At 59.1% G+C, this 12,357-nt stretch carries 14 protein-coding genes and 1 pseudogene; 6 read left to right on the top strand and 9 right to left on the bottom strand.

What is annotated here, in order from left to right:
• The first annotated feature begins 328 nt into the window (after positions 1–328).
• Positions 329–679 (top strand): hypothetical protein, encoded by a 351-nt coding sequence (locus ACQUQ0_RS17090; RefSeq protein ID WP_435186920.1) that lies wholly within the window; start codon positions 329–331, stop codon positions 677–679.
• Positions 680–1,036: 357 nt separating this feature from the next.
• Here ACQUQ0_RS17090 and ACQUQ0_RS17095 read toward each other — a convergent pair whose 3' ends face one another.
• The 7 genes from ACQUQ0_RS17095 to ACQUQ0_RS17125 all read right to left on the bottom strand — a co-directional run bounded on the left by ACQUQ0_RS17095 (position 1,037) and on the right by ACQUQ0_RS17125 (position 7,670).
• Complete coding sequence (locus ACQUQ0_RS17095) at positions 1,037–1,801, bottom strand: hypothetical protein (RefSeq protein WP_435186922.1); 765 nt, start codon at positions 1,799–1,801, stop codon at positions 1,037–1,039.
• A gap of 65 nt (positions 1,802–1,866) precedes the next feature.
• Positions 1,867–2,559 (bottom strand): hypothetical protein, encoded by a 693-nt coding sequence (locus ACQUQ0_RS17100; protein WP_435186924.1) that lies wholly within the window; start codon positions 2,557–2,559, stop codon positions 1,867–1,869.
• 342 nt (positions 2,560–2,901) lie between these two features.
• Positions 2,902–3,675, bottom strand: a complete 774-nt coding sequence (locus tag ACQUQ0_RS17105; RefSeq protein ID WP_435186926.1) for a hypothetical protein — start codon at positions 3,673–3,675, stop codon at positions 2,902–2,904.
• On the bottom strand, positions 3,672–4,784 hold the full coding sequence (locus ACQUQ0_RS17110) for a hypothetical protein (RefSeq protein WP_435186928.1): 1,113 nt from the start codon (positions 4,782–4,784) through the stop codon (positions 3,672–3,674). The genes ACQUQ0_RS17105 and ACQUQ0_RS17110 overlap by 4 nt, the downstream gene beginning before the upstream one ends.
• 269 nt (positions 4,785–5,053) lie before the next feature.
• Positions 5,054–6,211 carry a hypothetical protein gene (locus ACQUQ0_RS17115; RefSeq protein ID WP_435186930.1) on the bottom strand — a complete coding sequence of 386 codons (1,158 nt, stop codon included), beginning with the start codon at positions 6,209–6,211 and terminating at the stop codon, positions 5,054–5,056.
• Positions 6,208–7,200, bottom strand: coding sequence for a hypothetical protein (locus ACQUQ0_RS17120; RefSeq protein ID WP_435186932.1), 993 nt, complete (start codon positions 7,198–7,200; stop codon positions 6,208–6,210). The genes ACQUQ0_RS17115 and ACQUQ0_RS17120 overlap by 4 nt, the downstream gene beginning before the upstream one ends.
• A complete protein-coding gene (locus ACQUQ0_RS17125) occupies positions 7,197–7,670 on the bottom strand; it encodes a hypothetical protein (protein ID WP_435186934.1) in 474 nt (157 codons plus the stop codon). Before ACQUQ0_RS17125 ends, ACQUQ0_RS17120 begins: the two co-directional genes overlap by 4 nt.
• A 193-nt stretch (positions 7,671–7,863) precedes the next feature.
• Between ACQUQ0_RS17125 and ACQUQ0_RS17130 the strand changes: the two genes are divergently transcribed.
• The 5 genes from ACQUQ0_RS17130 (at position 7,864) to ACQUQ0_RS17150 (ending at position 11,851) form a co-directional block, all read left to right on the top strand.
• Complete coding sequence (locus tag ACQUQ0_RS17130; protein ID WP_435186936.1) at positions 7,864–8,076, top strand: MarR family transcriptional regulator; 213 nt, start codon at positions 7,864–7,866, stop codon at positions 8,074–8,076.
• Between the two features lie 527 nt (positions 8,077–8,603).
• Complete coding sequence (locus tag ACQUQ0_RS17135) at positions 8,604–9,077, top strand: helix-turn-helix domain-containing protein (RefSeq protein WP_435186938.1); 474 nt, start codon at positions 8,604–8,606, stop codon at positions 9,075–9,077.
• Positions 9,067–9,750 carry an IS630 family transposase gene (locus tag ACQUQ0_RS17140; RefSeq protein ID WP_435186946.1) on the top strand — a complete coding sequence of 228 codons (684 nt, stop codon included), beginning with the start codon at positions 9,067–9,069 and terminating at the stop codon, positions 9,748–9,750. The genes ACQUQ0_RS17135 and ACQUQ0_RS17140 overlap by 11 nt, the downstream gene beginning before the upstream one ends.
• A gap of 262 nt (positions 9,751–10,012) precedes the next feature.
• Positions 10,013–11,089 carry an ISH3 family transposase gene (locus ACQUQ0_RS17145; protein WP_435186940.1) on the top strand — a complete coding sequence of 359 codons (1,077 nt, stop codon included), beginning with the start codon at positions 10,013–10,015 and terminating at the stop codon, positions 11,087–11,089.
• A gap of 540 nt (positions 11,090–11,629) precedes the next feature.
• Entirely contained in the window at positions 11,630–11,851 is a 222-nt protein-coding gene (locus ACQUQ0_RS17150; protein WP_435186942.1) for a hypothetical protein, read from the top strand.
• Positions 11,852–11,985: 134 nt separating this feature from the next.
• Here ACQUQ0_RS17150 and ACQUQ0_RS17155 read toward each other — a convergent pair whose 3' ends face one another.
• Positions 11,986–12,195 carry a transposase gene (locus ACQUQ0_RS17155; RefSeq protein WP_435186944.1) on the bottom strand — a complete coding sequence of 70 codons (210 nt, stop codon included), beginning with the start codon at positions 12,193–12,195 and terminating at the stop codon, positions 11,986–11,988.
• A 27-nt stretch (positions 12,196–12,222) separates the two neighbouring features.
• A pseudogene (locus tag ACQUQ0_RS17160) lies at positions 12,223–12,357 on the bottom strand (IS630 family transposase); the annotation flags it as partial.

A 12,357-nucleotide genomic window follows, 5' to 3' on the forward strand; every position in this document is an offset into this window, starting at 1 on the left:
ATGAAGATGATCCGCTTGCTCACCTTCTTGTCATCAGTCTGTGCGAGCAAGCGATCGAGATCGTCCTCACTGAGGTGACGGACGATCTCTTTCTCTCGTCCCGTCATTATCCTACCAACTCAAAGTACACCTAAATCTTCTGTGAACCACTAAAGCCGTGGGCTCTCTCCTCGAAATGCTGTAATCAGTAGATCCAATCACACACATTTATATTTTTACTATATGGTCGTTGGATACCGATTTATCCGCCGATAATATTCATTCTCTACCGATAACCCAAATTTCGCACAAAATATAAGTTTAGATGCTACATCTGTGTAATCGCAGTATGAACGAAACAGAATATGGGATCGGCCCACGCGAAGCTATCAGTCGAATCGAAAGCGCACGAGAGGCTGTCGACGACATTAATTTTGAGTTATGTCATAATGTGCCAGGGGCGACAGAATTCCCTGACCTCGCCGCACACCTACATATCGTTGACCAGCATCTAAAGTGCATCCAACGTGCATTGACTCGGCACCAGGCGGACACCGGTCAAAACAATTATGACTATTACTATGAGGACTTGGATGAGTTTTTCGTGGAAAATGTGGTCCAAGGTGACTTAGAAATTAAGCTCGGGCCTGAGGAACAGCTCCTCAAAATGCAAACAGAAACGAGCCAAGATAAGCCCTAAATCCAGGCTATCTCTCGGTACGTACAGAAATTCTAGGAGGAAGCCCACGACTTCACTCGTGGGCTTCCGCCTTGTCTCTGTGACAGAACCCGCTTGTGGATACCCACTGAGCTTACAGTCGTCGTAAGACGTCCCAGCCGGTTTCTGTCACCCATCTAGACGGGAGAACGACGGGAGAAAAGACGGTGATCACGCTAACTATGCAAGCGAATACAACCGCGCTGCGTGTGTCGGGCCCCTAGTTCGTGCTCGGAGGTGGTTTCGGTCGCTTCGACGAGCGGACTCGACGACCGAGCCGACGCCACTTACAGCTACACCCCCGAGTCGGTCTTACTACAACTGTAATATGCTCAGTGATCATTTTTGTTGCGTGGTCTCCGGGAATCCGACGTAGAGGTTGTCGACGCCGTCGTGTTTACGGCGCTGAACGAGGCGCGGTGACCGCGCTGCCAACGCTTCGATCGCATCGAAGACGTCGCCAACTGTCTTGCTCGTCATCGTCACCGTCACCGCGTCAGTCGCGTTCAACAACCGCTGTACGCGGGGGCGTGGCACCCGGTAGGCAGGGCCCGAACGGAGCTGTTCCTTCGTGCCCCACTCCTCGATGTGTTGCAGGACGTATGCGGCTCGCCGGTCGCGTTTCCGCGGCGCTGCACATACCGCCTCGATCCCATCGTTCCGGACTCGCGTGATAATATCGCCGTCTGCCGCATCGAGATCGACGCTCGTTTCCGCCGCGATCTGGTGAAATTTCGCATTCTGCTCGGCGCGCAACAGCCCGACCTCCCGCTGGATCTCCTCACGAACCTCGGTGTCCCGCTGTGAGAGCCGCCGTGTCAGGTCGGCCAGTTGCTGGTTGAGCGGACCGTGCTGTTCACGCAGTTCCTTCATTACCACCAACGGCGGCGTGTCGTGGCCGTCCCCGATCAGCAGCTTTCGCGTCGGCGTCAGTATCTGAAACGCTTCTCGAAGCTCCTCGCTGTTTCGCTCAACGTCCGTGGTAATCGTCTCGAGTGTCGACCGGAGCGCGTCCGTCTCAGCTTCGAGTGCCGTCACGCGTTCTTCGAGTCGTTGAACCACCTCGATGAGGTCCGCACTCCGGGCCGATGCGTCGTCTTCCATCCTCACCGGTGGCTGATCCGCACGTTGCTCCTCCGTGTTCGCCGTGGAGTGGTCGCGTGAGCCAGTCATTCCTTCTGTGGTGGGAGCTGCTGGTGTGTGCGCCGTTCATACGTAGACGTTGACGGGATCGGGCCGATACGCTCGACGTCGCCGGCGGCGATCCGCCGGGTGAACCACGAGTCTCCAGGCGAGAGGCTGATCGGCTCACCGATCCCAGCAGGTGCGCCGGGGGAAACAAGCCGCACCTGCTTTTCATCCGTCCCAGGTGTCGCGTACACGCGGTACGGTTCAGTGCCGACCCGGATCCATCCGAAATCATACCCAACCGTAGTCAGCGGAACGTGTGCCGCCCCGGCCCGGTATCCGAGAACGTCCGATCGGCGAAATGCCGCAGGTGCGTCGACAGGCACACGGTAGTTCTCGAATGTGACCGCGTCTCCGAGTGCGAGTCGGTCCTGCTGTGGATTGAACACCCCGAACGTGACCCCGTCTTTGAGGTGCGGCGCCAACGCCTCCCGAGCTGTCTGGCGGGCGACGTCGGCACCATCCAGAAACACCCAGTAGATCGGGTAGCCGAATCGCAGCGCGGCGCGGGTTTTCGCGCGGTACTGTTGTTTGGCATTCACCACGAACTCGATCCACGCCTGCGGCGTCGTGTCAGTGATGAGGCAGTCCGCTACCCAGTCCGATACGGTCCGCTCGAATTCGTAGGTCCCCCGGAACCAGGGGTGTTTCTGCGCGGTGCGCCGCCGATCCAACGCAAGTTTCCCCCACACGTGCGTGATCGATTCTATCCCACTCCCCCGAAACTGCTCGCCCCACTTCGCATCGAGGTCCTCGTCACGCGATCGTGTGCGTGTCTCCCCGGACCCATCTCGCCGGACATCCGGCGGCGCGACTGCTGGGACACCCGCTCGCTGCTCGCCTCCGGGCCGGTCGTGGGCTGCGTCGCTCCGGGGAGCTTCGGGGGGCGGCGAGTGTTCCCCGTTGTGTCGCCGTCTGCGCACCGATTCTCCTGCAGTGAGGTCTACTCGATTCGGGTCTGTCGGATCGTGGTTGTTCTCTGAATCGCTCATTGTCGTCTGCGTTTTTGTCGTGTATCAGTCGTGAGGCTCTGCGTCGTCAACCGCAGTCAATGACTTCACCGAGAAATCCGATTTGCTGCAGTACCGTTGGGCGACCCGTCCGAGCGCCCGCGTCCGCAGGATATCAGCCACGTTGTGCACCACGAGCTCGGTGAACTGTGCTGCCGCGAACGCTTGTACGGCCTCGGCACTGTCAGCGAACGGATCGATGTCACCGAATCGCCCGCCGCACACCGTCTCATACACACCTTCCAGGTCCCGGCGCGTCACCTGTTCGTCATCCGCGTCGGCGCCATCGGTACTGGTGACGTCGTCAGCATCGCCCACAGTTCCGCTTGCCTCGCCGGACATAGAGTCGGCTCCGGGAGTGGGCCCGCGTGTGGTGTTGAATTGCTTCGTGAAGACTGGCAGCAAGTCAGCGTACGGGACAGCCGTAAACGGCCACGCAACACCGTGCACCGCGTGCCGCGTCCGCAGGAACGGCAGATCGAACCCGCCACGCCACGTCTCCCCGTTGTACGCGACCAACAGGATCTCCTTGTCGGCGAGCCGCCCCGCCACGAACGCCGCCATCGCGTCCAGTAACTGGGCTTCTGACTCGTGGGCCGACACCTGCACGTTGTGTGTCGCTGCGTCCCTGACCGCTTGCTCGATCGACTTCGCCGGACGCCCTCCGGTCTGGTAGAACACACGCGCCCCCATATCCAGCGCGAACCCTGCCACTGTGACTTCATCCTCGACAGTGAACCCCGTCGTCTCGATATCGAACGCCACGATGTCCAACGTCACGCCGCATCCCCTCCCGACTCGGTGCCCGTATCGCCGGACCCAGGCGTCACGCGTCGCCGGCGCGTCTCAGCGTCACGATCTTCGTCCGCACCGGACTGGCTCACCGTGTTGCTGGCGACTGTCTTGTCGGCGCGTGCTGCCCGGCCGTCTCTATCCCACCGCGCGTGTTGCGGGACAGCCTCAGGCGGGCGGACCCGCAACTCCCCGAACCCGAACCGGGAATGCGTCCCGATTCGCCGAATTCCGTTTGTCGCTGTTTCGACGATCCGGTCCGGGTCGCCAGCGAACTCGACGCGTTGGCCGTGATCTAATACGCCTACTGTGTAGGCCGCCCCGTCCTGTGTGAGCTTCGTGGTCCGGTTCCGCATCCTCGGCGGCTTCGAGTCGTTTCCAGGTGCTGTGTCGAACTCCGAGACGTTCCACCACCACGGCACCGCTTGTTGCTCAGCGCCCGGGAATTCGGAATCGGTCACGTACGGCGTTACTAACTCGACCCGGCACGGTTCCTCGCCGTCGGCCGCCTCCTCCAAGCGGTCGAACGACAGGTCGTCGAGCGACACCACGTTCGTGTCTGCGATCGAGAGTTCACCGAACCCGTAGTTCCGCGCGCCGCCGACCTGGATCCCATCAAGGGCCGCAGAGTCGAGTGGGACGCTATCTGGCGAGTCAGCGTGCACGTAGCAATGTATGTACCACTGCACGGACCGCTGCCGATTTCTGGTCTCAGGTGGCCGCGCGAACCGCGTTTCCGACGCCGCCGCCACGCGGCCCCCATAGTCTTGGAGGTCGTGGGTGTTGTGCGCGTCTCTGGGTCTGGCGTCGAGCAGCCACGGGTGCGTCGGATTTCGGAGGAGGAACCAGTCCGCGTACGACTCGATGTCTGGGAGCGAGCCGGCGAGCTTCCCGAGCGACCCGTCGTCCGGGTGCGTGTCAGGGTACTCGGCCCACTCGCCCGGCACGAACACGCCGTGACTCACGCGGAGTGCTCGTCGGGTCGCGTCGTCCACGCGGCGTGCGAGTGCGTTGTACAGGGCGTGCCCGGGCACGAAGTATGCGTGCCCCAGATACGGGGCGTCGAGCTCGAACAGGACTTGTTGCAGTCGCGTCACCACCCGTCACCTCCCCAGACCGTCGAGTGGCGCCGGCGTAGTCGTCTTCTTAGTCGTGCCTGTGCCTCGTCGAATCCTAACGTCGATCGTTGATTTCGTCTCATTCGTGGGTTCAGCATCGTCGTGTTCGGTCGGGTCGTTCACCTGCATCGGCCGCGTCGCGGCAGCCGAGTCGCGTCGCTCTTACTGGAGGTTCACCTGCCGCTCCGCGTCCGCGCCGTGTCGTTGCTGGAGCGTGAGTCCGGACCCGGACTGCCGCGCGGTCCGCGTTACGCAGCGCCGCGCAGCGCCCGTGGCCGTCTGCCACTTCCCCGTGTCGCTCGTCGTCGCGGGTTGTGTGCGAGTGCCGCCGCGCCCCGCACCGAGGGGCCTCGGCGAGTCGGAGCGATGGGCGTCACGCAACGCGCCGCAGCGCACCACCACGCACACTGCGGCGCTCGCAGACCCGTGCCGGGCACGCCACCACGTGCCCCCAGCACGGCTCTCGAATCAGTGCCCGCCCAGCACGACTCTGCCAGTGTCGCCGCCCAGCCAACCATCACCTCCACCCCGGGCCAACCGCCACCACCCACCTCCCCTTCGCCGTCACCGGCAGCATCAGCGTCGTCATCACCACCACCAGCAGCTGGTGAGTCGGTCGTCGCGGCGGTCTCGGTCGCAATGTACGTGGCGGTGTACTCGTCGATGTACTGCAGCGCCGTCGACCACGCGCGGATCCGCCGCAGTTGCGCATCGAGTACCCGCCACTTCCGAGCCCCCGTGTCGAACGGATATGCTGGAAGTTGCGCCCACACGTCCCCGAACGATCTCGCCGGTTGAGAGCCGAGCCGCGCCGCCGGGCCAGACGGGTCCCCCGTGATCCTGACCGCACAGTGGGGAGTAGTGAGGACCGTGCGGTGCGGCGTGATCTTCTGCTCTGGGGAGACTTCCACATACAGGTCATCGAACGCATACCCTGCCCGGTAATTGTCGAGGAGCGCTGCCGTCAGCAGCGTGTGGTACTGCAGCGACGTGTACGGGTAGAACACCGACTCGTTGAACCGCGCCGCGTACGCAGAGGAAAGCCACCGAGCGTGCAACGCTTCCGCGTCCGTCGGCGTCACGAGAGCTTCGAGTGCCGCGTCCGCATCGGTACTGGAGGGGTCGAGTTGCGGGTCGCCTGTGAGGAGTGACAGTCGTCGCGGCGACGCGTGCGCATCCACCGTTTGCTCCGGTTCTCCACGTGGGCGGCTCAACAGGGCGGCGTCCCGATCCGCATTTCGCGGCACGGGTTCATTCACTCGGACACCAGCGACTTCGGGCTCGGCGTGCTCGTGGCCCCGGCCGCGGAGTTTGTGTACATCGTGTCTGTAGACGGCTACCATCAGCGGCGCATCAGTGTCGGGTTCGGAAGTCGCGGCCGCGGTCTCCAAGGAACGGTCGCTCACGACTCGTCACCTCCCGTCGCTCCTGTCTCGCCAGATCCGTCGATCGTGTCCGTATCAGGGACGCCGGCGTCGCAGTCCGGGTCCCGCGCAGCGACCCGCGCGTGGAACGCGTCCACGAACGCCGGGCGGACTTCGACAGTCCACTGCTCGTCTTTCTCGCTCATCGATTGCGTCGCTGACTGCGAGCGGTTAAACACGCGGCGGACTTCCTGTTCGGAGTACAGCGGGTTGATCACCCACACGTCCGCGTCGCCCGCGCCGAAATTCCGTGCCCCACCGACCTGGAACGCGAACTCCGCCGAATGCTCGTTCAAGAACTCAACGGCTTCCACGAGCAACCCCACGAACTCCGGTTTCGTTTCTCTGAGGGTGAGTTTCCACGTCCCCTCCACGTTCCCGAGGACATCCCGGTCGGTTTGGCGGAGCGGCTTCCCGCCGTCTTCGTCGTTTCTGGATCGGACTTGCGTCGAGAGCAGCCGGTAATGGGCTTCCGCCTCACCGGCCAGGACGTCGACGTTCCGCCGGATGGGTGAGAACGTGACCGGCCTGCGGAGGAGTTCCCCCGGATTATCACCGAACCCGCCAAACAAGTCGAAGACCGTACACCCATCCTCGTGGGCGTCCGTGCACGCCCCTTTCTCGTGGTACCCTGATTCGAGGTCCCGGTCGTACACATTTTGTCGGCGGAAATCCGCATTCGGTTCGCCCGGGTGGCACGCTGTCGAGTTGAGGTTCTGGAGAACGGCTTCGCAGCCGTGTCGCAGCCAGCCCGACAAGGTGAACGGCGAAATCTGCCCCTCGATTTGATTCATCGGGTCGTCTGCTTCGTAATTGTCCGCCGAGGCGTGATGGCGGTCCGTGACGACGCCGTCGCCCGGTGCGAGCAAGTCGATTTCGAGTCCGACATACACGTCCGGGAGCAGGAGTTGCTCGTCGATCGGGATCGTGAAGTCAGCCGGAAGGCTTGACGCGTCGAATGCGAGCGTCATCGCGTCGCCTCCGCGTACTCGTACGCTGGCGTGTCTTCGAATGTCGTTTCAGCGATCGGGCAGTCCGTCACGTCAGCGGGTGTGACGCTCGGGAGGTCGAATGCCGTCTCTGTGTCCCGTGGTGACGTCGCTTCGAGTTTCGGTGCGAGCAGCACCGGGAACTCACGTTGTAGTACGTGGTCGATGCAGTGGCCGATACGGCCCGAAACGATGTATTCGCGCACGCCGAGCGAGGCGAGTGTATCTAATTCTAAAGAGTGGTCCGCACAGCGCGTCTGGCCCGCCAGCCACGCTGCGTGCGGGCACCGGCGGAACACGTACGCAAACACGTGTTCGCCGCCCTGTAATGGTTTCCCGCACCGCTGGCAAACCGCGGCCCCTGCCCCGAGCGCAGCCAATTTCAATTGGTTTACATCTTCAATATTGGGGCTGTCGATACTCTCTTGTTGATTGGAGTCTCTCTTTTCCATTGGGTTCTCACTCTTTGTTAGAACCCGACTCGCGTGCTCCACCACGCGGGTTTCCACTGTACACCCCTTCAGAGTCGGGTTCTGTATTCTACTAAAGCACCCTTATATTTATACTTTACTAATAGTAAAGATATGCAGTAAATACGGAGTCCATCGGGTAGAGATAAGGGAGACGGAAATGAACACGTCACGTATGCCACTCAGGATTGACGAGAATACAGAGCGGGTGATTGATCAGTTCATTACTGAGGGCAATCTCACTACCGGCGCCCTTGTTGATTTCACCGGTCTCTCTCGCCCGACAGTCACCAAACGACTGGATAGGCTACACGCCGCAGAGTCGATTGAATATGTTCATGAACCGACCGGCTTATGGCGATTAATTGAAGATCCAAGAACTGACTGATTCTGCTAATTCATTTGATCGTCACCAGCCTGTAACGGCAGTAGCGTAATCTGACATTTCTTAAAACTCGGTTGACTGCCTCGAGCAGGCAATCTCATCCAACCGCCTCTGAGCGCGTTTTCCGTTCCGATCCGACGCCTGAAACCCTCATTTTCGGCCGTGTAGAGCGATTTTTGTGCTGAAGACGGAAAAAGAACCCAGTTAATTGCCTTCCAGGATGTTTCGATTCCGTAGGTCAAATTCGGCGCTGACATAAATCATCCAGATGAATGCCTGCACCGAATCTTCGAGGCAATCATTCGAGATTATCCTTTCAGACTTTTATTATATGTAATATAGATTAATCCGCCCACCTCTCCTTCGAAAGAACAATCATAAAGTTTCGATGTCGTGGCCGACGAAAGGGTCACAACACCCTTATCCAATGTATCAGGTCTTGAGTCGCCCTTCAACGCGGTTTCTCACACTAAGTATAGCTTCAACCGTGACAGTATAACTATATTTCCTCTGGGCACGTATCTTCCAGAATGGGACGCAAAAAGTACATCGTCGATCTCAGCGAGGAAGACCGTGAGACGCTCGAATGGTTCATTTCCACCGGTGAACGGAGAGCCCAAGACAACACACGCGCACGCATCCTTCTGAAAGCTGACGACGGGCTCACTGATGCGACGATCAGTGAGCACGTCGGCTGTCACCCACAAACCGTCTACAACGTCCGCAAGGACTACACCGAGCGAGGGCTCGCGGCGATTCATCGCCGCAAGCCCGACCGTGAGTACAAGCGCAAACTCGACGGCAACGCCGAAGCCCATCTCATCAAACTCGCCTGTAGCGAACCCCCAGAAGGTCACTCACGCTGGACACTCCACCTCCTTGCTGACGAACTCGTCACCCTCGACGAGATCGACTTCGAGTCGATCTCTCACGAGGCCGTTCGACAGCGACTAAAAAAACGCCCTGAAACCTCATCTCTCCAGTTATTGGGAGATACCGCCTGAACAGGACGCTGACTTCGTCTACTATATGGAAGACGTTCTCGACCTCTACCACGAACCATACGACGAGAGCTGTCCAGTCATCTGCTTCGACGAATCCAGCAAGGCACTGCGAGGGCACGAACGCGACCCGCTCCCGGGTGGGCCGGGAGCGGTCGCTCGCGTCGATCACCGCTACAAACGTAACGGCAAACAGCGCCTCTACATCTCGACTGAACCGCTGACTGGCTGGGTGAACGTCGAAATCACCGAGAAGAGACGGACGACAGAGTGGATCGACCGGATGGTCGAGCTTGCAGGTGTTCACTACCCGGATGCGGACCGCATCCGGGTTGTGATGGACCAACTCAACACGCACAAGCCGGCCGCATTCTACCAGTTTTTCCCGCCAGACCAAGCGCACGCGTATCTTGATCGGTTCGAGTTCCACTACACGCCCAAGCGTGGGAGTTGGCTGAACATAGCGGAAATCGAGATTGGCGTCCCCAAACGACAGTGTCTTGACCGACGTATCTACCACGCAGCGACGCTCCACGCGGAGGTCGCTGCGTGGCAAAAGCGTCGGAACGAGACGAGTCGTCCCATCGACTGGCAGTTTACCACCGACGATGCTCGCATCAAGCTCCGCCAGCTCTATCCAGTTGAGTTCGAAGAGAATCTACAGATTCAGAGTTGAAACTACACTAAGGCGATGGACGACGTGAGTGACATTGACATTGGCAAAGGTTGTGAGGTAGTTGGCGTCATCAGTCATTATGCTTGACGGTGCTCGTAAATCTGTTTGGCGATTTTCGCAGAATCAGCAGTACTACCGACCAACATCACTCACCTGCAATCCGAAGGTATGTACCCAGCTCCACACTCGGTAGTTCCCATCAAGTCAGCGGCTAGTCACAACTGACGAGGTTACGTTCGCAGAAAGCGTCTGGGTGGATGTTGTGGAATTTCTCTACCACCCAGACACTGTTCTTACGGCCTCTGACCTTGAAACCTTAGCGCTTGATCTGCTCGCAGAGGTTCCGATCCCCGGAGTCGAAGGCTGTGGCTTCGACTCCGGAATCATCCGTCAAACGCTGCTGCAAGCTGTTGTCGATCAGAAATCCATCAAAGCCGTCACAGACGCCACTCGTAGCAGTTACTCCGACGATTACACCCTCAAACAACTGCACACCGTTCCAGCGGATGATCTCGAGGCCGCCGTCAACGACATCTTCGCTCAACAAGCGACGATGATCCTCGGCCCCAGCCCGAGGATCATCTGCCTCAACTTCGTCGATATCCATTACCACGGTTGTCCACACGCTGATGCTAGCGAACTCTGCCACACGAAACCACGCGATGGCACCAGCAAGTGCCATCGCTACCTCGCTGGATTCGTCCTCTGTCGAGCTAAACCACTCGTCGTCGCAGTCACGCCCGTCAGTGGTGACGAACCGACGAGCGACGCGGTCGAGCGACTGCTCGACCACGTCGCGGCCCTACCGTTCACCGTGGCTGGACTTCTCGCCGACCGCGGCTTCTACAACGGTGCATCAATCGAGCGACTGGATGCCGTGGCACCAGTCGCTCTTCCGATCGTCCGCCGTGGGAAGCAGATGGCCGAGAAACTGGACACGTCGGTCTCCTACTGGACGGAATACGTGATGTACAACGGAAGCGAGCGGGAACTGCGCTTCCCGCTCGCGGTCTGTGTCTCCTACCAACAAGGCAACCGAGGCCAACACGGGGTGCTGGTGCGGGCCTACGTGGCGTGCGATCTGACCGATCGCACGCCGAAGGAAGTCGAAGCTTTCTACCAGAAACGATCAGCCATCGAGACAGCGTTTCGGACGATGCGTGAAGCGCGTGCGCGGACAAGCACAATCGATCCAACCGTTCGGTTGTTATTCATCCTCGTGAGCTTCCTGCTATGGAACCTCTGGGTGATTGTCCGATGGGACGTGCTTGCCACGCCGCGACGAGGCGGGCGAGCATACCCGTCTGGTTCCGCTTCGAGGTATTTCGGGAGTGGCTGATCACGCTCTCGACGACACGTTGGGCCGGAAGTGGGAAGCACCGACCAACGGTGTCGGAATCCCGGCGACCTACAGCGAGCTGGACGCGGGCTGAGACGCCCGTGTCCAGCGGCAGCCCTGTACGTGAGCGATAGCTTCGCCTCTTGTCTGGACTGACGGCGCTCTTACTGGCGTGAGACCGCCGTCTTTGTTCGACTTGACAAATCGTCGCTCTGATCTCGTTCATTTCTCTGCAGAAATCGAGTCAGCTCTCAGGAACGATGGGAACTACCGACACTGCAAATGTAGTCGTTCAACGCCGCTTCAACCGAGGACGCGCGTAATCTTCTGAAACCCACACCAAAATTGTACAGGAAAGTCGTCAGCTTGTCCACTTGGTAACCCGGCTGTTACTGTTCGAAAAACTCTATCTCGCCCTCACTCCACTCGGGAATGAGAATTATCTCCCGTAGGAATCAAATCGTCTCATCCTTTTCGCTAAGTTAGCGGTGTCTATGATGAATCGGGACAGATATATACCTGCTAAATTCAGTTGGAGTTATGAGTGATCGGCAGTCTGTCTCCCTTCCCGAGGACACAATTCAAAAAGTCAAGCATCGCCTTCAGTACACAACCTTCGACTCTGTCGATGAATACGTGTTGTTTGTTATGGAAGAAGTTCTCTACCGTGTCGAAGATCAGGGGGCAGTAGAACAAACGGAGCACATTGACGAAACTCAGGTAAAAAACCGGCTTGAATCGCTAGGGTACCTGAACGAATAAATGGTATAGTTTTCAGTTAATCGTGCTCGGTGGCACGAAACACGAATCGGTCTCTTGCGTCCTATGGTCAGTACCTCACAAAACATCGCCGATTAGCCTGACCTGGTCCACCGTTTCTGTTGGGTTGATAATGTTTAGTTCGAATCTTTACCGGTAAGATACGGCCAGATGTTCGGTTCGATGATTGCGCTCAGTCCTCGCGGAATGTAGTCTTTCAACGTCGAGAGATCTGGCATAAGGCGGTACTTGAACCACTCTTGCAACTGGTCCCAGCATCTTTCGACAGCGTTCAATTCAGGGAGTTTCGACGGGAAGTACCACACTTCGAGATCGTCCCCGCGCACGCACGAGACCGAACTGTCTCATTGAGACTAACGCAACTTCTGAATAAATCCGTCGAGGTGATTTTCGATCCACGAGCCTGCGAAGCTCAGCTGGTCGGTCAACTTCGTGAAGATCTCATCGAGGAGGGCGCGGTATTCAGCCGCGCCCTCCACGATCAGGGG

This window comes from Halobellus sp. EA9, assembly GCF_051195055.1.
In the GTDB taxonomy this organism is placed as follows: Archaea; Halobacteriota; Halobacteria; order Halobacteriales; family Haloferacaceae; genus Haloquadratum; species Haloquadratum rubicundus.